Annotated in this window: 15 protein-coding genes; 7 read left to right on the top strand and 8 right to left on the bottom strand. The window is 68.8% G+C overall.

Annotated elements, in window-relative coordinates:
* The first annotated feature begins 49 nt into the window (after positions 1–49).
* Positions 50–1,048, top strand: coding sequence for a diacylglycerol kinase family protein (locus ASD28_RS21710; RefSeq protein ID WP_056133154.1), 999 nt, complete (start codon positions 50–52; stop codon positions 1,046–1,048).
* Here ASD28_RS21710 and ASD28_RS21705 read toward each other — a convergent pair.
* Both ASD28_RS21705 and ASD28_RS21700 read right to left on the bottom strand, forming a co-directional pair.
* Positions 1,045–3,801, bottom strand: coding sequence for an EAL domain-containing protein (locus ASD28_RS21705; protein ID WP_056133151.1), 2,757 nt, complete (start codon positions 3,799–3,801; stop codon positions 1,045–1,047). The genes ASD28_RS21710 and ASD28_RS21705 overlap by 4 nt on opposite strands.
* 162 nt (positions 3,802–3,963) lie before the next feature.
* Positions 3,964–4,281, bottom strand: a complete 318-nt coding sequence (locus ASD28_RS21700; RefSeq protein ID WP_056133147.1) for a hypothetical protein — start codon at positions 4,279–4,281, stop codon at positions 3,964–3,966.
* A 227-nt stretch (positions 4,282–4,508) separates the two neighbouring features.
* Between ASD28_RS21700 and ASD28_RS21695 the strand changes: the two genes are divergently transcribed.
* Positions 4,509–5,537: a LacI family DNA-binding transcriptional regulator gene (locus ASD28_RS21695; protein WP_056133144.1), complete on the top strand. Its 1,029-nt coding sequence runs from the start codon at positions 4,509–4,511 to the stop codon at positions 5,535–5,537.
* A gap of 172 nt (positions 5,538–5,709) precedes the next feature.
* On the opposite strand, the gene ASD28_RS21690 is transcribed toward ASD28_RS21695, so the two are convergent.
* From ASD28_RS21690 to ASD28_RS21675, 4 genes are all read right to left on the bottom strand, one after another.
* Complete coding sequence (locus tag ASD28_RS21690; protein WP_056133141.1) at positions 5,710–6,804, bottom strand: PEP-CTERM sorting domain-containing protein; 1,095 nt, start codon at positions 6,802–6,804, stop codon at positions 5,710–5,712.
* 121 nt (positions 6,805–6,925) lie between these two features.
* Entirely contained in the window at positions 6,926–9,277 is a 2,352-nt protein-coding gene (locus ASD28_RS21685) for a GH36-type glycosyl hydrolase domain-containing protein (protein ID WP_056133138.1), read from the bottom strand.
* Positions 9,278–9,308: 31 nt separating this feature from the next.
* Positions 9,309–10,697 (bottom strand): MFS transporter, encoded by a 1,389-nt coding sequence (locus ASD28_RS21680; protein ID WP_056133135.1) that lies wholly within the window; start codon positions 10,695–10,697, stop codon positions 9,309–9,311.
* A 101-nt stretch (positions 10,698–10,798) separates the two neighbouring features.
* On the bottom strand, positions 10,799–11,782 hold the full coding sequence (locus ASD28_RS21675) for a Gfo/Idh/MocA family protein (protein WP_056133132.1): 984 nt from the start codon (positions 11,780–11,782) through the stop codon (positions 10,799–10,801).
* A gap of 162 nt (positions 11,783–11,944) precedes the next feature.
* Between ASD28_RS21675 and ASD28_RS21670 the strand changes: the two genes are divergently transcribed.
* Positions 11,945–14,047: a bifunctional diguanylate cyclase/phosphodiesterase gene (locus ASD28_RS21670; RefSeq protein WP_056133129.1), complete on the top strand. Its 2,103-nt coding sequence runs from the start codon at positions 11,945–11,947 to the stop codon at positions 14,045–14,047.
* A gap of 7 nt (positions 14,048–14,054) precedes the next feature.
* On the opposite strand, the gene ASD28_RS21665 is transcribed toward ASD28_RS21670, so the two are convergent.
* Positions 14,055–15,893, bottom strand: coding sequence for an ATP-binding protein (locus tag ASD28_RS21665; RefSeq protein WP_056133126.1), 1,839 nt, complete (start codon positions 15,891–15,893; stop codon positions 14,055–14,057).
* A 135-nt stretch (positions 15,894–16,028) separates the two neighbouring features.
* On the opposite strand from ASD28_RS21665, the gene wrbA reads away from it, so the two are divergent.
* The 4 genes from wrbA (at position 16,029) to ASD28_RS21645 (ending at position 20,169) form a co-directional block, all read left to right on the top strand.
* Entirely contained in the window at positions 16,029–16,628 is a 600-nt protein-coding gene (gene wrbA, locus ASD28_RS21660) for an NAD(P)H:quinone oxidoreductase (protein ID WP_056133123.1), read from the top strand.
* A gap of 72 nt (positions 16,629–16,700) precedes the next feature.
* A complete protein-coding gene (locus ASD28_RS21655) occupies positions 16,701–18,674 on the top strand; it encodes an ATP-binding protein (RefSeq protein ID WP_056133121.1) in 1,974 nt (657 codons plus the stop codon).
* Complete coding sequence (kdpE, locus tag ASD28_RS21650; RefSeq protein ID WP_056133118.1) at positions 18,664–19,362, top strand: two-component system response regulator KdpE; 699 nt, start codon at positions 18,664–18,666, stop codon at positions 19,360–19,362. The genes ASD28_RS21655 and kdpE overlap by 11 nt, the downstream gene beginning before the upstream one ends.
* A gap of 114 nt (positions 19,363–19,476) precedes the next feature.
* Positions 19,477–20,169, top strand: coding sequence for a choice-of-anchor E domain-containing protein (locus ASD28_RS21645; RefSeq protein WP_056133115.1), 693 nt, complete (start codon positions 19,477–19,479; stop codon positions 20,167–20,169).
* Between the two features lie 7 nt (positions 20,170–20,176).
* Here ASD28_RS21645 and ASD28_RS21640 read toward each other — a convergent pair whose 3' ends face one another.
* Complete coding sequence (locus ASD28_RS21640) at positions 20,177–20,953, bottom strand: cupin-like domain-containing protein (RefSeq protein WP_082579178.1); 777 nt, start codon at positions 20,951–20,953, stop codon at positions 20,177–20,179.
* Positions 20,954–21,024 lie beyond the last annotated feature (71 nt).

The following is a 21,024-nucleotide window of genomic DNA, read 5'->3' as shown; positions in this document are numbered from 1 at the left end:
GCTATCCTGCGCTTGCCCGTTCAACCACCGACCATGGAGATCGACGGCGATGCTCGCCGCATCACGTCCCGAACCTGTGCGCCCCGATGCGCCGTTCTACGTTGTCCTGAATGCCGGCTCCGGCCGGACCGAGACCGACCTGCGTTGCACGACGATCCGCGACGTGCTGGGTGCGGCGGGACGGTCGTGCGAACTCGAGGTCGTGCACGACGCGGCGAAGCTGGAGGACGCCGCGCGCGTCATGGCCGGGCGGGCGGCGCGCGACGGCGCCATCCTCGTCGCGGCGGGCGGCGACGGCACGCTCAACACGGTCGCGCATGCGGCCGTCGCGCACGGCTGCGTGTTCGGCGTGCTGCCGCAGGGAACCTTCAATTATTTCGGCCGCACGCATGGCATCCCGGAAGACCTGGCCGAGGCCGTGCGCGCGCTGCTGCAAGCACGCGTGCGGCCCGTGCAGATCGGCCTGCTCAACGAGCGCATCTTCCTCGTGAACGCGAGCGTCGGCATGTATCCGCACCTGCTGGAAGAGCGCGAGCACGACAAGCGCCAGTACGGCCGTTCGCGCGTCGTCGCCCTGCTGTCGGCCATCAAGACGGCGCTGCGGGGCTACCGCAGCCTGCGCATCACCCTCGAACTGGACGGCCAGACGCGCCGCCTGCGCACGCCCACGGTCTTCGTCGGCAACAACCGCCTGCAGATGGAACAGGTGGGCATGCACGCGCTCGACCATGCGCTGGAGGAAGGACGGCTGGTGGCGATCGCGCCGCGGCCTGTCGGGCGCTTGCGGATGCTGGGTTTGCTCGTGCGCGGGGCGCTCGGGCGGCTGGGCGAGGCGGAGGATGTCCAGGCGTTCGCGTTCCGGAGCATGACGGTGCGCGCGCCGCTGCTGTCGGCGCGGCGCAAGCTCAAGACGGCGACGGATGGGGAAGTGTGCCGGATGCGGTTGCCCCTGCGCTTCGAAGCGCTGGAGGGGCGGCTCCTGCTGCTCGTGCCGCCCGAAGAGGCGGAGGAGGAGACGGCGGCAGGCGCCGCCGTCGCCGCGCGCTAGCCCTCGGTCGCCGCGACCAGCCAGGCCTCGAGCGCCTCCAGCGGCATCGGCCGGGCCATCAGGTAACCCTGCACCTCGTCGCAATCGGCCGCGCGCAGGAAGTCCAGCACCTCGGCCGTTTCCACGCCTTCCGCCACGACGGACAGTTTCAGCGCATGGGCCATGTCGACGAACGCCTTGATGAAGTCGAAGGCGCTGATGCGGCCGTCGGCCTGCAGCACGAACGAGCGGTCCAGCTTGAGCACGTCGATGTGGAAGCGGCGCAGGTACGCAAGGCCGGAATAGCCGGTGCCGAAGTCGTCGACGGCCAGCTTGACGCCCAGCGCGCGCAGCTCGTCGAGCATGGCGGCCGTGCGGGGGATGTCTTCGATCAGGGCGCTTTCCGTCAGTTCCACTTCGAGGCAGTCGGCGGGGAGGCCGGTGTCCGCCAGCGCGGCGCGGACTTCGTCGACGAACCCCGGCTGCGCGAGCTGGCGCGCGGACACGTTCACGGACACGCGGATGGTGCGACCGTGGCGGTCGATCAGGCCGCGCGTCTGGCGGCACGCCTCGTTCAGCACCCAGCGGCCGATCGGCAGGATCAGGCCCGTCTCCTCGGCGATGGCGATGAATTCGCCCGGCGAGACGCGTCCCAGGTCCGCGCTGTTCCAGCGGATCAGCGCCTCGATGCCGACGACGTTCATCGTGCGCAGGTCGATGCGCGGCTGGTAGTGCAGCTCGAACTCGGCGCGTGCGAGGGCGGGCCGCAGCGCCATCTCGAGCGCCATGCGCGCCTGGGCCGCGAGCGTCATCGCCGGCTCGAAGAAGCGGTAGCGGTTGCGGCCCGCCCGCTTGGCGCCGTACATCGCCGTGTCGGCCGTCTGGAACAGCAGCTCGCGGGTGCCGGCGTCGTGCGGGAACATGCTGATGCCGATCGACCCGCCGGCCGTCACTTCCTGGCCGCCCACGAGCACCGGCAGCGCCAGCGCGTCGAGCAGCTTGGCCGCGATCACTTCGGCATCCTGCGCGCCCGCGCACTCGGCCGCCACGACGAATTCGTCGCCGCCGAGGCGGGCGATCACGTCGCCCGGCCGCATCACCTTGCGCAGCCGCGCCGCGACTTCGCACAGCAGCGCGTCGCCCAGCTCGTGGCCGAACGAATCGTTGACTTCCTTGAAGCGGTCGAGATCGAGGAACATGACGGCGACGGCGCGGCCGTGCGGGCACTCGTCGAGCATGCGCTGGACGCGTTCCTGCAGCAGCGCGCGGTTGGGCAGGCCCGTCAACGTGTCGTGCGTGGCCAGTTGCTGCAGGCGGCGTTCGGCCTGCTTGCGGTCCGTGATGTCGCTCATCAGGCCGGTCACGGATTCCACGTTGCCGCACGGGTCGCGCCGCACGCTCCCGTTGAACAGCACGTGCACGGCGCCGCCTTGGGCGTGGCGCAGCACCGCCTCCACGCCCTGCACGGGGGCGTCGGCGTCGTGCGCCGCGAGGCCGTGCCAGGGGAAGGCGACGAACAGCTCGTCGAGCGTGCGCCCGAGCAGCGCGGTGCGCGTGTGGCCCGAGAGTGCGCACAGCGCCGGGTTGACGTCGAGGACGCGGCCGTCCGCGCTGGCCAGCACATAGCCGGCCGGCGTCATCTCGATGACTTCGCGGAAGCGCCGTTCGCTGGCGCGCAGCTGGCGCTCCGCTTCCTCGCGCTCCGTCAGGTCGCGGATGATGGCCTGGAAGTATTCCTGGCCGCCGTCCTCGAAGCGCGAGATGTGCACCTCGGCCGGGAAGCTGGTGCCGTCCTTTCTCCGCTTGGCCATGCGCAGCAGGTGCGTCTGGCCGGCGCGCAGGCTGTCGAGCATGCCGGACGTGTAGGCGTGGTGGCCGTCGATGTCGCTCACGGACAGGCCGATGAATTCGTCTTCCGTGTAGCCGAAGCGGGCGCACGCGCGGCCGTTGGCGGCGATGATGCGCAGGTCGGCGTCGGCGATCACGATGCTGTCGCCGGCTTCCTGGAACAGGTTGCGGAAGCGCTGCTCGCTCTTGCGGACGGCGTCCAGCGCGACGCGCTTGGCGGTGACGTCATGGAAGTAGACGGAGAGCCCGTCGGGCGTCGGGTAGCAGCGTACCTCGACCCACGTCGCCGACGGCTGCCAGTACGCTTCGAAGAAGCCGGATTCGCCGCTGGCGAGCGCGCGGCGGTAGTGCTCGACGATGGCCGTCCCCTCGAGCGCGGGCGCGACCTCGAGCAGGTGGCGCCCGACATTCGGCGCCACGTCCACGCCGATGAAGGCGCCGGCCTTGCGGTTGGCGTACGTGATGCGCCAGTCGCGGTCGATGGCGAAGAACGCGTCGCCGATACTCTCCAGCATGTCGTTCATGCGCTCGCGCGAGCGTCTCAGTTCGTCGCGCGCCGCGCGGTGCGCGGTGACGTCGCGCGCGCTCGCGTACACGAGCCTGGCGCGCGCGGACCAGCGCGCGGACAGCGACAGATAGATCGTCGCGCCGTCCTTGCGACGCCAGCGCAGTTCGCGCTCGTGGCACGGCCGGCCGGCCAGCAGGTCGGCCGTGAGCGTGTCCAGGGCCGCCCGCTCGTCCGGATGCAGCAGCTCGCGCACGGGACGTCCCGCCAGCTCGACCGGGCTGTAGCCGAGGATGTCCCCGGCCGCCGCGTTGGCGCGCACGATGCGGCCGGACGCGTCCAGCACGACCATCAGTTCGAAGGCAAGATCGATATGCGCGATGTAGTCGGCGGCGGAGGCGGGCAGGGCCGGCGCGTTCATGATGTGTTTCCAGTCAGACCGAGGATGATGCGGAAGGAGTCGGCGCGGGCGCACGGACGGAAGATTGTATCATTCCGCGCGGCAACTCTTTCCCCGAGTGACGCGTAAACACAACATCATGCAACGGGACAGGCCCGCCCAGTGGACGGGCCCGTGGTGGTGTTACAGGGACTCGTCCGTATCGAGATCGTCCGGCGTCAACCGGTTCCGGCCCGACCGGCTCCCCTGGCCGCCGCTCTGCATGTTGCCGCCGCCACGGCTGCCCCGTTGCGAATTGTCGCCGGGCCCGCTGCCGAGGTCGGACTGCGACTGGTTGCCCTGGTCGAGGTTGCCGCTCTGGAGGTTGCCCTGGTCGCCGCGCTGCGCGTTGTCGCCCGGGCCGCTGGCCAGGTCGGAGTTCTGCTGGGTGCCGGCACTGTTCAGCTCATCATAGTTCCGGCCTTGCTTGCCCTTGCCTTTGTGGTCCTGTTTGCTCGGCATAATCGTCTCCTTGAACGGTACGTGACATGCCATGGTAGGCCGTCTGCCGGGGCCGACAATCGGCGCAGGCGTCAGGCGATTGTAGGAGCAGTCGGACAGGACTCGACAGTGATTCGACGCGGCGCGGATTGGGAACGATTGCATGTCAAACATTGACAAAATATTCAATCCGTGGCGCAATCCATGGTCGGCCCGCAGTGTGGTCAGCATTTACGAAAAAAATGACAATGAGCAGAAGCAGTACAGGTAAGGTAAGGGGAACGGGGCGGACTACACTGGAAGAGGTGGCGGCGCACGCGGGCGTATCGACGATGACGGCGTCGCGCGCGCTCAGCCAGCCGCAACTGGTGTCCGAGGCGACTCGAACCAAGGTCGAGCAGGCGGTGGTGGAACTGGGCTACGTGCCCAACCGCGCCGCGCGGGCCCTCGCGTCGGCGCAGTCGCGCGTGATCGTGGCGCTCGTGCCGTCGCTGTCGAACGTCGTGTTCACGGCCGTGCTCGACGGTATCCATGACGCCATCGAACACGGGCAGTACCAGCTCCTGATCGGCAATACGCGCTATTCGGATGCCGAGGAAGAAAAGCTGCTGCTCACGTATCTGCAGTCGAATCCGGACGGCATCCTGCTCTCCGGCCTCACGCACAGCCCGCAGGTCGAGCGCATGCTGGCCGCGTCGCGCATGCCGGTCGTGTCGATGATGGACCTGGCCGACGAACCGGGCGACCTGTCGGTGGGCTTTTCGCAGCACGACGCCGGCAACGCCATCACGCGCCACCTGATCGAGCGCGGCTACAAGCGCATCGCGTTCGTCGGCGCGCAGCTCGACGAGCGCACGCTGCGCCGCGCGGACGGTTACCGGCAGGCGATGCAGGCGGCCGGCCTGGCCGATCCGAAGCTGGAGATCATGGTGCCGGACCCGTCCACCATCGCGCTCGGCGCCGAGCTGATGCGCCACGCACTGGACACGCTCCCGGATTGCGATGCCGTGTTCTTCTGCAACGACGACCTTGCGCACGGCGCCATCTATTATTGCCAGCGCCACGACATCCGCGTGCCGCAGGACGTCGCCATCGCCGGTTTCAACGACCTGCCGGCGTCCGCATGGATGGTGCCGTCCTTGACGACCATCGACACGCCGCGTTACCGCATCGGGTACGAGGCGGCGTCGTTGCTGCTCGACGTGATCGGCGGGAAGGAGCCGCGCGAGCGTCGGATCGACCTCGGCTTCACGTTGCGCGAGCGGGAAAGCACCTGATCCGGCCAACGGCCACGAAAAAAAAATCACCCGGTTGAGCTTTACATTTTCCGTGGAAACGTTACACTGTCAGCATTGCTTGTTAGCGCTACCAGCCGGTGGCGCCGGCAGGCGGTGCGGGTGCGCGGGGGGCTGCGCACTCTTCAAATATCTCCTCTTAGGGACTGGTCGCTTAGCGCTTCCGGTCCTGTTTTTTTTTGGCTGTGTTCGCGCCAACGCATATGATCACCCCTGCCAGCAACATCGCCAGTGCGCCTGGCTCCGGGACGGCGGGCGGCGTGATCGGATCCAGCCGCACCGGCCGACATACGTCGCTCGTACGACAGGCGTAACCGAGAATTTGCTGGGCATCGTTGATGCCGAGGGCCGTCGCCACAGTCCAGCCGAGTGCCGGATCGATCAACCCATTGAGGTCCAGCAGCTTGCCATCCGTGTACAAAAAGCCGTGCCGGGAATTGATGTCATCATTGAACGTCGAGTAGCCGACCACCTGCCCGAGGTTGTTGATGTCCCACGTGCCCGTGTAGCGGCCGCCGAAGTCGCCGAGCATCGTCACCGTGCCGTCCGTGTAGAGAAAGGAGCGGGCGACCTGGGCGGTGTCCACGACGGCGCCGATGACCTGGTCGCGGTCATTGATGCCTTGCGCAAAGCTGCCGACGCCGCCGAAATCGCCGAGGTCCGTCATCACCCCATCGCGATAGAAAAACGCATGGTACCGCGATGCATCGCCACCGAAGGTCGAGGCGCCGACCACGTGGCCGGCGTCGTTGATGCCGATACCGTATGAAAAATCGCCGCCGAGGGTGCCGAGATCCCGCATGCCGCCATAGCCGGCGAGCATGGCATGCGTCCGGTCCGCGGCGGTGGTCGCCGAGCCGGTGATCTGCCCGGTGTCGTTCACGCCGAGGCCGATGCTGGAGCTTCCGCCGGGCAGCGTGCCCAAGTCGCTCATCGTACCGCCGGCGTAGAGGAAGGCGTGACCGGGACGGTTGGCCGGCGCGACGTCGCCTGTGACCATGCCGTTGTCGCTGAGGCCGTAGCCAAAACTGCGCGCGCCGCCCAGCGCGCCAAGGTCGCGCACGTCGCCGTTCGTGAAGAAAAACGCGTGAGAGCCGCCGGGAACCGGCATCACGCCGGTCATCTGTCCGGCATTGTTGATGGCGCTGGCCTGCAGCCACTCGGGCAGGATGGTCAGCGTGTACAGCGGTTCGGCGCCTGCCGTCAGCGCGGCGAAGCACGGAACGACGAGGCAGATTCGGATGCGCATGGCGACCTGCTCCATAAAACGGATCGCGTCCCGGCCGGGACGGATACGCTTTCGATCACGCGCGACGCAAATCGTTGCACGGACAGGCGCATGCCCGGTCCGTGCCGCCTGACGCCGGCTCTCAGGGCACCGTCACCTCGACCCGACACGTGCGCCCCGCTTCGATGCCGCCGATGCGCGCTTCCGGCAGCGTCTGCCCGTCGCACACGACCGTCGTCCGCTCGACCGCGCCGCGCGTCACGCTGACGTCGAACGTGGCCCCGCGGAACACGCGGCGCACGCGCATGGACGGCCAGTGCGACGGCAGCTGCGGGTTCACGACGAGGCCCGCCGCATCGCCCTTCAGGCCGCACAGGCCTTCGACGATCGAACGATAGACCCACGACACGGTACCCGTGTTGAACAGCTGGCTCGAACGGCCGGCCGTGCGCGGGTATTCCTTCCACGCGCCGCGGTAGTAATTCGGAATGAACACGGGAAGCTGCCCGCGCCGCAGGTAGTCGTCCTCGCCCGGTCCCGGAATCATCTTGCGCAGCGCGTCCCACGCGCGGTCCGGCTGCGCGATCGTGTACAGGCTGTAGATGTAGAACACGGACGCGTGGTTGTACACGGCGCCATTCTCCGCCGATCCCGGGTGCTTCTGCGTCACGCGGCCCACATCCTCGCGCATCGCGGAATAGGGCGGGGCGAACATCTGTACGCCGTACGGGGTGTCGAGCTGGCCGTCGATCTCCGCCAGCATCGTCGCGCGCTGCTTCTCGTCCGGCGCGCCGCTGAGGAACGCCCAGCTCTGCGGGTTCAGGTAGATGCGGCCCTCCTTGTCGTCGCTCACGCCGAAGATCACGTCGTCGTCCGTGATGCCGCGGGCGTACCACGCGCCGTCCCACAGGTGCAGGTTCGCGGCCGTGTTCATGTCGAGCGCGCCGGCGCGGAAGTGGTCCGTGCGCCAGTCGTCGCCGCGCGCCGCGCACACATCGGCCCACAGGTTCAGCGCGTACGCGGCCGCCACGGTCAGCCAGCCGGACACGCCGCGGCCCTTGTACCCGACCATGTTCATCGGGTCGCACCAGTCGCCCTGTTCGATGTAGGAGAGGCCGCGGTGGTCGCGCTTGTGCAACAGCCAGTCCATCGCCATCGAGATCCGTTCATACGCCGTGAGCGCCATGCCGTCGTGGCCCGTGACCGGTTCGTCCAGGATCGCATAGTCGCCCGTCTCGTCGAGATAGGCCTGCAGGCACACGGGCAGCCATACGCAGTGGTCCGTGTGCGGCACCTGGTTGATGTACTTGAGCTCCGCGCCTTCGAACAGCAGGATCCCGTCCGGCATAGCCCCGTTCGTACCCTGCTGCGACAGCGCGTGCAGGAACGCGGCGCGCGCGACGGCGGGCTTGATGAACGCCATCCCCATGTTGTCCTGCAGGTAGTTGCGGGTCTGCGGGTCCGTGCTGAGGCGGTTGACGTCGCCGTGATAGAACACCTGGCGCGCGAGCCAGTGGTTGACGAAGTTGTCGAACTCCGCGTCCGGCGTCTCGACCTCGACGCAGCCGGCGCCCTGGTCGGCATACGCCGCGTAGTCGCGGGCCGCGGCGGCGAACTGCTCCGCGCCGAGGTAGCGCCGCTGCATGGACGCGATCTCGGCGTCGTCGCGCGCGGGGCCGAACAGGAAGCGGCGCGTCACGGTGGCCCCGGCATCCAGTGCGAGGCGATATTGCACGACCGCGGCGGGCGTTTCGTAGCGGGCGTCGCCCCCGGCCAGGCGCTCGTTGCGCAGCGCATCCGGCGCATGCAGGCCGCCTTCGCCTTCGAACTGGCCCTGGTTCGCTTCCCACGCATCCGGCGCCGTCTCGCACAGGAAGTACGTCCTGTCCTTGAAATCCTTGTTCTTGAAATAGTCCTGCAGCTTCTGGTAGGGCGTCACGCTGGACGCGACGATGCCGCCGAGGTCCGCGCGGTATTCGGCCGCCTGGTTCATCCACGACATGTAGCCGATCGTGAAGTAGGGATAGACGCTGACCTTGCGCGGCCGGCCGCTGACGTTCGTCACGGTGAGGGTCCACAGCTCGGCGACGTCGTCGACCGGGACGCCCAGGCGCAGCCCGATGCGGATGCCCAGCTTTTCGACGGTCCACGCGAGGTCGTCGCGGCCGACGGAAAAGCTGAAACGGTCGGGCGCCGCGCGCACGGGTTCGTGCGGCGCCGAGAAAATCTCGCCCGTCTCTTCGTCCTTCACGTAGAAGAACCGGCCCGGATGATGCGCGTAATAGGCCTGCTCCGGCTGCATGAAGGTTTTCGCCTCGAGGTTCGGCGCGTGCGAATACTTGGCCGGTTCCGGCTGCATGAACTGGGCGGTGGCGTAGCCGCGGCACGTCACCTGGATCATCATCCGGCGGTTCCACAGGAAGCCGCCGGCGTACGGCATGGCGGTCGGGCTCGCGAGGTCGTAGCGTGCGCCGTTCTCGGTCGGTTGCAGCATGGTCTTTCCTTGTCGTTGTTATTCGCGTTGTTTATTCGATGAGGGGCTTGCGCGCGGACAGCTCGGTCTGGATGCGCGCCAGCTGACTGGCATTCAGGTTATAGAAGCACATCACGGCGACGGCGGCGACGGCGAACGCCGCCGGGATGAAGGACATGAGCCATACGATCCCTTCGCGCGACCCGGTGGCCTGCACGGCGTTGGGGACGTAGCCGAGCGCCGTGAACACGGACCCGATCACGGCGACGGCGACCGCGGTGCCCAGCTTTTGCGAGAACGTGGCGGCGGCGAACGTCATGGCGGTGGCGCGCCGGCCCGTGCGCCACTCGTTGTAGTCGGCCGTGTCGGCATACATCGAGAACGCCAGCGGCGACTTCGGCCCCAGCACGAGGCCCATTCCGCCCTGCAGCACGAACATCAGCCACACCTGGTCCGGCGGCACGAGGTAGAACGCGGCGGACAGTACGGCGGTGGTGCTCATCAGCACGATCATCAGCGTCTTCTTGTCGATGAAGCGGGTCAGCAGGGGCGTGAGGGCTGCGCCGATGGCGGCCGTCACCATGTAGGTCGGCACGAACGAGCGCATCAGCTCCGGCCGCTCGACGACGTATTTGAAGTAATAGGCGGCGCTGGCGGTGCGCAGGGTGATCGTCACCATGATGATCAGGGCGAGGAAGAACAGCACCACCCACGGCCGGTTGCCCGCGAGGTCGCGCACGTCGCGCCACACGGCGTTCCTTTGCCCCGGCGGCGGGGCGATGCGCTCGCGTGTATTGAAGAAGGTGAGCACGAACAGCAGCGACGCGGCGACCCCCCACAGCAGCATCGTCAGCTGCCAACCGCGCTGGTCGTTGCCGGCGCCGAGCCAGCGCACGAGATCGGGCGTCGCGGCCGTTACGAGCGTGCTGCCCGCGAACGCGAAGATGAAACGCAGGCCGTTGATGGTCGAGCGCTGTTGCGGATCGGCCGACATCACGCCGGACAGCGCGTTGTACGGGATGTTCACGCACGTGTAGCACACCATCATCAGCAAATACGTCCCGTAGGCCCAGGCGAGTTTCGCGTCGCCTTCCAGGCCGGGCGTCGTGTAGGTGAGGACGGCGGCGCCGGCCAGCGGGACGCACATCCACACGAGCCACGGACGGAACTTGCCGAAGCGGCTGTCCGTGCGGTCGGCGGCGGCGCCGATCATCGGGTCGGTGAACGCGTTGATGATCTTAATCGTCGACATCATCGTCGCGGCCGCGGCGGCCGAGATCCCGAACGTGTCCGTATAAAAGATCAGCAGGAACGTGGCGACGTTGGTCCAGTAAAAATTGAAACCCATGTCGGCCACGCCGTAGGCCAGCTTTTCGCGCCAGGGCAGCGGCGCCGCCGCGGGTGTGGCTGCCGCGGCGGCCTGGGGCAGGGCGGCCGTCATCGGACTGCTCCGGCGGGATGAGGGAATGCGGCCATCTGTGTCTCCGGTCGTTGTATTGATAGCGCTAACACCGGCGAGTATGCCGCGCGCCGGGAGTCATGTCAATCGCCCGGATACTTCACGCCGGTCTGGGCGCGGATCTCGTCCAGCACGCCCATCAGGTGCAGGGTCTGCTCGTGCGTCATGGCCGGGCTTTCGATCAGGCCTTCGTTCCAGCAGCGCTGCGCCTCCATCGCCTCGTGCACGTAGCCGTTGCCGAGATACGGCGTCGGGATGACGCGGGCCGGCGCGTTGGCCAGCATCAGGGTGAGGGTGGGCGGACGGTGGAACGGCGCGTCCAGGCGCAGCTGGCCGTGGCGGCCGGACAAGGTGAGGAGACCCGGCGTGCGCGCCTTCAGCGAGCAGGCGCACGTGGACAGCGCGCCGCCCGCGTGGCGCAGGGTGAACACGGTCTGCAGGTCGACGCCCGTCGGCCCCAGTTCCGCCTGGGCGCGCACGGTTTCCACGGCGCCCAGCAGGTAGGCGGTGATCGACAGTGGATAGATGCCGACGTCGAGCAGCGCGCCGCCGCCGAGGGCCGGGTTGAACAGGCGCGCTTCCGGACCGCCCGACGCGACGAAGCCGAAATCGGCGCTGGCCTGCGACACCTCGCCCAGCACGCCGGAGGCGAGGATGCGTTTGACTTCGTCCAGCGCGGGCATGAAGCGCGTCCACATGGCTTCCATCAGGAATACCTTGCGGCTGCGCGCGAGGGCGACGACATGCTGGGCCTGGGCGCGGTTCAGCGCGAACGGTTTTTCGCACAGCACGCCTTTGCCGCCGGCGAGCATCGACAGCGCGTTCTCGGCATGCATGGCGTGCGGCGTGCCGATGTAGACGAGGTCCACGTCGGCGCAGGCGGCGAGGCTGTCGTAGCCTTCCAGGCGCAGGGGAATATCGAATTCGTCGGCGAATCCGGCGGCCGTCGCGGGGTCGCGCGAGGCGACGGCGGCGAGCGTGGCGCCCGGCGTGTCGCGCAGGGCCGTGGCGAAATCGCGGGCGATCCGGCCGGTGCCGAGGATCCCCCAGCGTACGTTGTTCGTCATGTGTGCTCCATCTGAGAGGGGTGGAAAAAGCGGGGCGGGCCATTCTGGAGGATGGCCGAAAAGCGGGCTACCTGTCTATCTTGACAGGTCTTTGATGACATTTTGTTATCGATGATTGCGTTATACTGTATTGTGGTCCCTCATCGACTGGAAAGGAAAGCCATGGCTGCACAGTCCCCGCGCGCGGATGCGAGCGCATGGTGCCGGCCCCTGCTCGAAGGGACGCAGCTGTCCATGCTGGTCTGCGACCCCGTGTCGCAGGAAATCCTCGATGCCAACGACGCGACGCTGGCCCTGCTCGGCTTTACCCGCGACAGGTTGCTGGGCATGCATTTGCCCGAGCTGTATGCGCGCGATGCGGACGACGCCGATGCGCTGCGTCCGGAGACCTGCCGCCTGCATTCCCACGTGCGCCACATCGCGGGGGCGCGCGGCGAGATCCACCACGCCATCCTGCAGCGCTGCGCCATCGAATACGGCGGGCGCGACGCCGTGCTCGTCGTCCTGCAGGACGTGACGCGCCACGTCGAGGCCGAAGTCCAGCTGCGCGACACGCAGAACGAGTTGCTGCGCGCGCAGGCGCTGGCCCTGATCGGCAACTGGATCTGGGACGCGGCCAGCGATTCGCACGTGACGTCGTCGCCGGAAGGTTACCGGATCATGGGCTTCCGCCCGGACGAGACGCCCGTCACGACGGCGGAGATCTACGCCCGCATCCACCCGGACGACCGGCCCATGGCGGAGCGCGCGCGAGAACGGGCGTTGCTTGACCCCGATTACAAGTACGACATCGAGTTCCGCCTGATCCGGCCGGACGGCGAGGTCCGCTGGCTGCATTCCGTGGCCGAGGTCAGGCGCGACGCGACGGGCCGCGTCGTCAAGATGCTGGGCCTCGTGCAGGACGTCACGGAGCGCCGCCGCGCCGAGGAAAACGTGCGGCGCCTCGCGTACTACGACACGGTGACGGGCCTGCCGAACATGAACCGCTTCGAGAACGAGGTCGACGACCGGCTGGTCCCGCTGCGCCGCGGCGCGGGCCGGGGACGCGGCCCGGCGCGGCTGGCCTGCCTGATCGTCGACCTCGTGCGCTTCCGCGACGTGAATTACGCGCTCACGCACCTGTACGGCGACGTACTGCTCGCGCTCGTGGCCGACCGCCTCGCGGCCGTCGTCGGCCAGGCCGGCGTCGTGGCGCGCTGCGATGCGCGCTTTCCGATCGTGCTGGACGGCGCCGACGAGGACGAGGCGCGGCGCTGGGCCCAGCACATCCACCGCGCGCTGGAGGCGCCGTTCGCGGTCGCCGGCATCTCATACGAGATCGGCGCGCGCGTCGGCATCGCGCTCGCGCCGCTGCAAGGCCTCGACTTCCACACGCTGCTGAGAAAGGCCGACATCGCGCTGTACCAGGCCGCGCACCTTGGGCGCAACGTCGCCGTCTACGCGGCCGAGGACGACCCGCACACGCCCGACCGCCTGTCGCTGATCGGCGACTTCCGCGCGGCCATCGAGGCGGGCCAGATCCAGCTGTTCTGCCAGCCGAAGGTGACGATGGTCGGCCGCGAGATCGTCGGCGCGGAAGCCCTCGTGCGCTGGGTCCACCCGGAGAAGGGCTGCATCGGTCCGGAGACGTTCATGCCGCTGATCGAATCCACGGACCTGATCCACGTGCTCACGCAGCACATGCTGGCAAGCGCCGTCGCCCAGAGCGAGGCCTGGCGCGCGCAGGGCGTGCGGCTGCCCATCGCCGTGAACCTGTCGGCGCGCGACATCGCCGCGCTGTCGCTGTCCGAACACCTGCGCGAGCTGCTGGAACGGCATGGCTCGTGCGCGGGCCTGATCGGCCTGGAGATGACGGAGAGCAGCCTGATGCAGAACCCGGCGGAGAGCATCGCCGAGCTGGAACGCCTGTCCGCGATGGGGTTCCGGCTGTACATCGACGATTTCGGCACGGGCTATTCGTCGCTGAGTTATTTGAGCCGCCTGCCCGTGGACGTCATCAAGATCGACCACGGATTCACGATGCAGATGATCGAGGACCGGCGCGCCGCGTCGATCGTGAAATCCACCGTGCACCTGGCGCACGATCTCGGCATGAGCGTCGTCGCGGAAGGCGTCAGCAATGCGCGTATCTGGGACGCGCTGCAGGCGCTCGGCTGCGACGAGGCCCAGGGCTATTTCGTCGCCGCGCCGATGCCGGCCGCGCTGCTGCTGGACTGGGCCCGCGCGTCGCCGTACCGCCTGCAGGACGAACCCGTGTGCGCTTAGGCGCCGTTCACGCGGCGCTGGCCGCGGCGTCCGGTTCCGGATCCGCCGCGCGCGCCGGCGCGGCCACCAGCGGCAGGCGCAGGGTGAACGTGCTGCCCTGGCCGTCGCCGCTGCTCGCGGCCGTCACGCTGCCGCCGTGCAGCGCCGCGAGTTCGCGCACGAGGGCGAGGCCGAGACCGAGGCCGCCCTGCGCGCGGTCGATGCTGACGGGCCCCTGCACGAGCGCCTCGAAGATCAGGGGCAACGTGGCCGGTTCGATGCCGATGCCGGTGTCGCTCACCTCGAACACCGCGACGCCGTCTTCGGCGCGGCCGCGCACGGCGATCGCGCCGCCGGCCGGCGTGTACTTGATGGCGTTGTGGAGCAGGTTGTCGAACACCTGTTCGAGCCGCGTGGCATCGCCGTCGACCCACAGCGCAGGCACGGACACGGTCCACGCGTGCATGCACGCGTCCACGACCTGGCGCGTCGCGCAGCAGTGCAGCAGCAGCGCGCCGGCGTCGAGCGGGGTTGTCTTGAGTTCCACCTTGCCGGACCGGATGCGGCGCACGTCGAGCAGGTCGTCGACGATGCGGGTCAGGTGGCGCGTCTGGCGCAGGCCGATCGTGCGCGCATGGGCCGTCATCTGCGCGTTCGCGGCGGGCATGTCGAGCACCCGCAGCGCGCCCGCGATGGCGGCGAGCGGATTGCGCAGTTCGTGACCCAGCATGGCGAGGAAGTTGTCCTTGGCGGCGCTCTGCGCTTCGGCCAGGCGGCGCGCGTCGCGTTCGCCCTGGAGCAGCGCTTCGCGTTCCGATTCGAGCGCCGTGCGCGCGGCGCGCTCGCGAGCCAGGTTTTCGCTCGTGTGGTACAGCGCGTCCTGCAGCACGTCGACCTCGTGCACCCGGGTCGGCGCGGGCCGGGCGGGCGCGCCCAGCGGCAAGGCCTCGGCGGTGCGGCGCGCGCGGTCGAGCGCCACGGTCAGGCGCTGGGCGAGGAACGACGCGATGCCGAACGCGAGCCCCATCAGCGCGAGCAGCGCGAGCCCCGCGTACAGCGCGGCGGCCCGCGCCGCCTTCTCGATCTCGGCGACGGGAACGCCGATCGCGATGGTCCAGCCGGTGGCGTCGCTGTGCGTGAAGATGTCGTAGACCTCGACCCCGTCGCGCGTCTGGTGGCGCACCATGCCGCTGTTCGCGGCGCGGGCCGCCGCGATCAATTCGGGCCGTGCCTTGGTGCCGACGAGCGTGTCGTTGACGTTGCGCGCGATCGAGACGCCGTCGCGGTCGATGATCCCGACGACCCAGTCCGGCCCGATGCCCTTGTCCGCGAACACGGTGGCGAAATGGCCGGCGTCGAAGATCTGGCTCAGCACCCAGCGCCCGCCGGCGGTGCGCGGCACCGGCACGTCGACGGAGACGGTCGGCTTGCGCGACAGGGCGCCGACGAAGTAGCCGGACACGTGCGGCCGCTGGCTGTCCCACGCCTGCGCGACCCAGGGGCCGGCATGGCCCGGCAGGCGGGTGCCGTACGGGACGAGGGTATTCATCAGCGGGCTGCCGTCGTAGTCGATCAACAGGGTCCACGTCCACGGCGTGGATGCGTTCATCGCGGCCGCCTCGCGGTGGACTTCGGCGAAATCGCCGCGGCGCATGGCGTCGGAGTTGCCGAGCGCGCGCAGCGCCGCCTGGGCGGCTGCGACCTCGCGGTCGACGAGCAGCGCGGTGGCGCGCGCATTGGACTCGACGCTGCGGATCCGCGACTCGCGTTCCCAGTCGAGGAGCATGGACAGGCCCGCGCCGGCGATGACGGTGACCGGCACAAGGATGGCGACGGCCATGAGGATCAGGTAGTGGCGGGCTTTCATCAGGCCGCCATTGTACTTGCATTAAGACAGACGCCGGAAGAGTCGACGATGGAGTAGCATGTGTGGATCGTTGCCGAACGGGCAAGCGAGGGCAGGGCGCCGCCGGTGGCGCCGGGATGACGGAAAGGAACGGCTATGGCGAAGGTACTGGTGCTGTATTACTCGACGTATGGACACATCGAACAGATGGCGAACGCGCTGGCGGAAGGCGCGCGCGCGGCGGGAGCGACCGTGGACGTCAAGCGCGTGCCCGAGACGGTGCCGGACGACGTCGCCCGCAACGGCCATTTCAAACTGGACCAGCCGGCGCCGATCGCGACCGTGAACGAACTGCCCGACTACGACGCCATCGTGATCGGCGCGCCCACGCGCTACGGCCGCATGCCGTCGCAGATGGCCGCGTTCCTCGACCAGACGGGCGGTCTGTGGGCCAGGGGCGCGCTGAACGGCAAGGTCGGCGCCGCGTTCACGTCGTCCGCGACCCAGCACGGCGGCCAGGAGACGACGCAGTTCTCGATCATCACGAACCTGCTGCACCTGGGGATGGTGGTCGTCGGCCTGCCGTACAGCTTCGCGGGCCAGATGACGCTGGACGAGATCACCGGCTGCAGCCCGTACGGCGCCAGCACGATCGCGGGCGGCCAGGGGCAGCGCCAGCCGAGCGCCAACGAGCTTGATGGCGCGCGGCACCAGGGCGGGCTGGTGGCGCAGACGGCGCTCAAGCTGTTCGGCTGACCCACCGTTATCGGCGAGGGGCGGGCGGCAAAATTTATGCCGCGTTTACGGGCGATCGCTTACCATCCTCGCATGCAGAGTTCCGAATCGAAGACAGGCACGGTGCTGGCCGTGTTGCGCGCCGACGCCGGCGACGAGGCCGCGGTCGCGGCGGCGGCGCGGCGCGCGGCCCTCTGCGACGTGCCGTGGCACGCCATCCTCGTCGAGAACGCGCACACGCGCCGCCGCGGCGAAGCGGCCCGCCTGCGCACCCTGGAGCTGCTGCGCCAGGCCCATGCCCGGGGCGCCGTCACGGCCGTGCTGGAAGGCCGCGACGCGCCTGCCGTCGCCGCGGCTTACGCCCGCCGCCACGGCTGCACGACGGCCGTGCTGGCGCGCGAACACGGGCCGGCGTGGTGGCATGTGCCGTTCGCCCGTCGCCTGGTGCAGGCCGCGCCCGAACTGGACCTGGTCGACGTCGCCGCGCCGTCGACGCCCGGCGTCGCCGGACCGCGGGCGCGCGCCAGACCCGCCCCGCGCCCCTACCTGGCTGCCACCGGCGCGAGCCTGGCCACCGCCGGCGTCGCGCTGCCGTTGCTGCCGCTGCTGGACGTGGCCAACGTCGCCATGCTGTTCCTGCTGACGGTGGTGCTGGTCGCGATCCGCCTCGGGCGCGGCCCCGCGATCCTCGCGACCCTGGTCGGCTTTTGCTCGCTCGTGATCGCCGCGCCGCGCCGCCAGTACGACGTCAGCGAATTCAAGTACGCCGTCGCGCTGGCCGTGATGCTGGCCGTCGGCTGGATCACGGCGCGCCTGACGTCCGACCTGCGCGAGCAGGCGGAAAGCGCGACCGAACGCGAGGCCCGCACCCGCGCGCTGTACGAATTCGCGCGGGCGCTGTCCGTCGCGCTGCAGACGGAGCAGGTGTTCGAGATCACCCGCCGCTTCCTCGCGCGCACCTTCGACGCCCGCGCCGCGATCCTGTTGCCGGACGATGCGGGCCGCCTGCGCTGGCCGGTCGCGGACCCGGCCAGCGAAGAACGCGCGCCGGTACTCAGCGTGCTGGACATGGCGGCCGCGCAGTGGGCGTTTGACCATGGCGCGCCGGCCGGCGCCGGGACGCCCACGCTGCCCAGCAATCCTTACCTGTACCTGCCGCTGCTGGCGCCGATGCGCTCGCGCGGCGTGCTCGCGGTGCGCGTGCCCGACGTCGCCGCGCTGCTCGTGCCGGAACGGCGCGAACTGCTGGACGCCTTCGCGGCGCTGGCCGCCATCGCCCTCGAGCGCGTGCACTACGTGGACGTGGCCCAGGACGCCGTCGTGCGCATGGAGGGCGAGCGCCTGCGCAACTCGCTGCTGGCCGCGCTGTCGCACGATCTGCGTACGCCGCTCACGAGCCTCGTCGGCCTGTCCGAATCGCTGACGCTGTCGCGCCCGGCGCTGGCCGCCGCGCAGATGGAACTGGCGAACGCGTTGCGCGACGAGGCCCGGCGCATGAGCACCCTCGTCGCGAACCTGCTCGACATGGCGCGCATCCAGAGCGGCGGCGTGAAGCTCAACCTGGAGTGGCAACTGGTCGAGGAGACGATCGGCAGCGCGCTGCGGGCCTGCCGCTGGCAGCTGGGCGGACGATCCGTCGACACGCACATCCCGCGCGGCCTGCCGCTCGTGCGTTTCGACGCGGCGCTGCTCGAGCGCGTGCTGTGCAACCTGCTGGAAAACGCCGGCAAGTACACGCCGCCGGACGCGCACGTGACGATCGCGGCGCGCGCGGAAGAGGGCATGCTGGTCGTCGCCGTGTGCGACGACGGCCCGGGCCTGCCGGCGGGCCGCGCGGACGCGCTGTTCGAGAAATTCGTGCGCGGCCGGCAGGAGTCATCCATTTCCGGCGTCGGCCTCGGCCTGGCGATCTGCCGCGCCATCGTCGAGGCCCACGGCGGCCGCATGCGTGCGTTCAACCTGCCGGCCAGCGGCGCCTGCTTCGAACTGCGCCTGCCGCTGGGCGAGCCGCCTCCGCTGCCGGACCCCGAACACCATCACCATTTCACCGACCAGCATGAGCATTGAGTCCGCCGCACCCGTCGCTCTCATCGTCGAGGACGAACCGCAGATCCGCCGGTTCGTCCGCATGGCCCTCGAAGGCGAGGGCTGGCAGGTGCACCAGTCCGAGACGCTGAAGCGCGGCCGCATCGACGCCGGCAGCCGCACGCCCGATCTCATCATCCTCGACCTGGGCCTGCCCGACGGCGACGGCATGCAACTGATCCGCGACGTGCGCACCTGGAGCCCCGTGCCGATCATCGTGCTGTCCGCGCGCATCGACGAGGCGGACAAGATCGCGGCGCTGGATGCCGGCGCGGACGACTACCTGACGAAGCCCTTCGGCATCGGCGAACTGCTCGCACGCGTGCGCGCCGCGCTGCGCCGCCAGCACAAGGCGGGCGGCGACGCGTCCGCACGCATCGTATTCGGCCGGGTCGAGGTGGACCTGAACAAGCGCACCGTCCAGCGCGACGGCCAGCCCGTGCACCTGACGCCGACCGAGTACAAGCTGCTGTCCGTGCTGATCGCGAACCTGGGCCGCGTGGTCACGGCGCCGCAACTCCTGCGCGAGGTGTGGGGGCCGTCGAACGCGGACAATGGCCATTACGTGCGCATCTATATGGGACACCTGCGCCAGAAGCTGGAAGACGATCCGGCACAGCCGCGGCACCTGTTGACCGAAACCGCCGTCGGCTACAGATTGCAATCTTGACACTGAAATTGTGTAAAAGAAAACATGCACTAGTGAAATTTGTTCATTATTATGGTTATAATGGAAATCTGCATCACCCGTTAATAACCAAACATTGAAATTCAACTAGGACACATGAAAAAGACACTTGCAGCCCTGGCGGCAACCGCCGCATTCCTCCCGTTCGCATCCGCGCAAGCGAGCACGCTCAGCTATTCCGACAGTATCGCCCTGGCCACGACCAACTGGTCGAATACCTTGTCGTTTTCGAAATTCGACACCAGCCTCGGTAACCTGACCTCGATCCGCTTCGACCTGTCCGGCGTCGTGCAGGGCAACGGCAATGCCGAAAGCCTGGATGCGACGGCCTCCACCGTGACTCTGTCGCTGGGCTCGCTGCTGGGCCTGACCCGTCCGGACAACAGCACGCTGGTCGTGACGAACCCGGTGTTCAGCCAGACCTTCAATTTCAGCGCGTTCGACGGCAGCATCAACTTCGACGGCACGTCGGGCGGCTCGACCGGTTCGGTATCGGCTTCGGGCGCGAACTTCTTCGTGAGCAGCAGCGCGAGCGATTTCGCCCTGTTCTCGGCGCTGGGCGGTGGCACGATCAACCTGGGCCTGAACGCCGTCGGCGCGTCGAGCGGCAACGGTTCGGGCAACCTGCTCACGCAATTCAGCACGGCCGCATCGGGCGTCGCGAAGGTCACCTACACGTACACCGCGAAGACGCCGTCGACGGACGTGCCGGAACCGGCCAGCCTGGCGCTGATCTGTGGCGGCCTGGGCCTGCTGGGCGCCGCGCGCCGCCGCAAGCACAAGGCGTAAATGCCGCTCAGGGCGCTGCCAGCCGCAGCGAAGGGACGTCCTTCAGCGCGAGCGGCATCGCCCTGGCCCAGCGGTTGACGGACAAGGCGAACGTCAATGCCCGCACCTGGTGATACCAGCCGGCGGGCACATACAGCATGTCCCCGGGCTCGACGATGCATTCGACCGGCGCCGCCCGGCGCGCGAGCGGATACGCATCGAAATCGGGCCGCTCCGGATCGAACGGGGACCCGAACAGCACCGGATTCGCTTCGCGCACGTACAGGAACTCGTCGTGGTGGGGCGGAACGAGGAAGATTCTTTTCGTGCCCCAGATCTGCGCGAAGATATTGTCGTCGTAGTCGCAATGCAGCGGCGTCACCGTGCCGGCGGGACCGAGCCAGAAGCGGGGCGGACCCATCTTGCCGAAGTAGCCGGGCCAGTGGCACATCGCATTCAACGCATTGATTTCCAGGTTGCCGACATACGGCGGCAAGCCGTCCTTCCAGTCCGCGACGAGATCCAGGTACTCGCCCATCGCCAGGTCCCGCATCGCGCGGTCCGGCGCGAACGCCGTGCCGATGTAGTCGCCCACGCGGGCGCGCACGGGCACGTCGCCGAACCTTGCGCGCAATGCCGCCGGCGTGAAGGCGCACAAAGGCCAGCGGCCCACGAGGCCCGTGATCATGAAGGGCAGGCCGCGTTCCGCCTGCGCGCGGAAGGCGGCGCGATCGAGCGTCCGGAAACGGGGGACGGCGGTCAGCGGCGGGAGTTTGCGTGATGCGTCACGGATGGCGTCGCGCATGGCGGCGATCGACGTCACGCCGCGCACGCGGGCATTCTTGTCTGGATCAGGAATCAACGGCTGGTTCTCTT

The sequence above is a fragment of the Massilia sp. Root133 genome, assembly GCF_001426525.1.
GTDB lineage: Bacteria > Pseudomonadota > Gammaproteobacteria > Burkholderiales > Burkholderiaceae_D > Telluria > Telluria orientalis.
The sequence above is the reverse complement of the archived record's forward strand: the minus strand, read 5'-3'. Positions and strand labels throughout refer to the sequence as shown.

Bases quoted from the DNA above. Each gene is read 5' to 3' on its own strand.
- ASD28_RS21675 (WP_056133132.1), bottom strand. From the start codon at position 11,782: ATGACGAACAACGTACGCTGGGGGATCCTCGGCACCGGCCGGATCGCC.
- ASD28_RS21670 (WP_056133129.1), top strand. From the start codon at position 11,945: ATGGCTGCACAGTCCCCGCGCGCGGATGCGAGCGCATGGTGCCGGCCC.
- ASD28_RS21705 (WP_056133151.1), bottom strand. From the start codon at position 3,801: ATGAACGCGCCGGCCCTGCCCGCCTCCGCCGCCGACTACATCGCGCAT.
- ASD28_RS21640 (WP_082579178.1), bottom strand. From the start codon at position 20,953: ATGCGCGACGCCATCCGTGACGCATCACGCAAACTCCCGCCGCTGACC.
- ASD28_RS21655 (WP_056133121.1), top strand. From the start codon at position 16,701: ATGCAGAGTTCCGAATCGAAGACAGGCACGGTGCTGGCCGTGTTGCGC.
- ASD28_RS21710 (WP_056133154.1), top strand. From the start codon at position 50: ATGCTCGCCGCATCACGTCCCGAACCTGTGCGCCCCGATGCGCCGTTC.
- ASD28_RS21685 (WP_056133138.1), bottom strand. From the start codon at position 9,277: ATGCTGCAACCGACCGAGAACGGCGCACGCTACGACCTCGCGAGCCCG.
- ASD28_RS21695 (WP_056133144.1), top strand. From the start codon at position 4,509: ATGAGCAGAAGCAGTACAGGTAAGGTAAGGGGAACGGGGCGGACTACA.
- ASD28_RS21690 (WP_056133141.1), bottom strand. From the start codon at position 6,804: ATGCGCATCCGAATCTGCCTCGTCGTTCCGTGCTTCGCCGCGCTGACG.
- ASD28_RS21665 (WP_056133126.1), bottom strand. From the start codon at position 15,893: ATGAAAGCCCGCCACTACCTGATCCTCATGGCCGTCGCCATCCTTGTG.
- wrbA (WP_056133123.1), top strand. From the start codon at position 16,029: ATGGCGAAGGTACTGGTGCTGTATTACTCGACGTATGGACACATCGAA.
- ASD28_RS21645 (WP_056133115.1), top strand. From the start codon at position 19,477: ATGAAAAAGACACTTGCAGCCCTGGCGGCAACCGCCGCATTCCTCCCG.
- ASD28_RS21700 (WP_056133147.1), bottom strand. From the start codon at position 4,281: ATGCCGAGCAAACAGGACCACAAAGGCAAGGGCAAGCAAGGCCGGAAC.
- ASD28_RS21680 (WP_056133135.1), bottom strand. From the start codon at position 10,697: ATGACGGCCGCCCTGCCCCAGGCCGCCGCGGCAGCCACACCCGCGGCG.
- kdpE (WP_056133118.1), top strand. From the start codon at position 18,664: ATGAGCATTGAGTCCGCCGCACCCGTCGCTCTCATCGTCGAGGACGAA.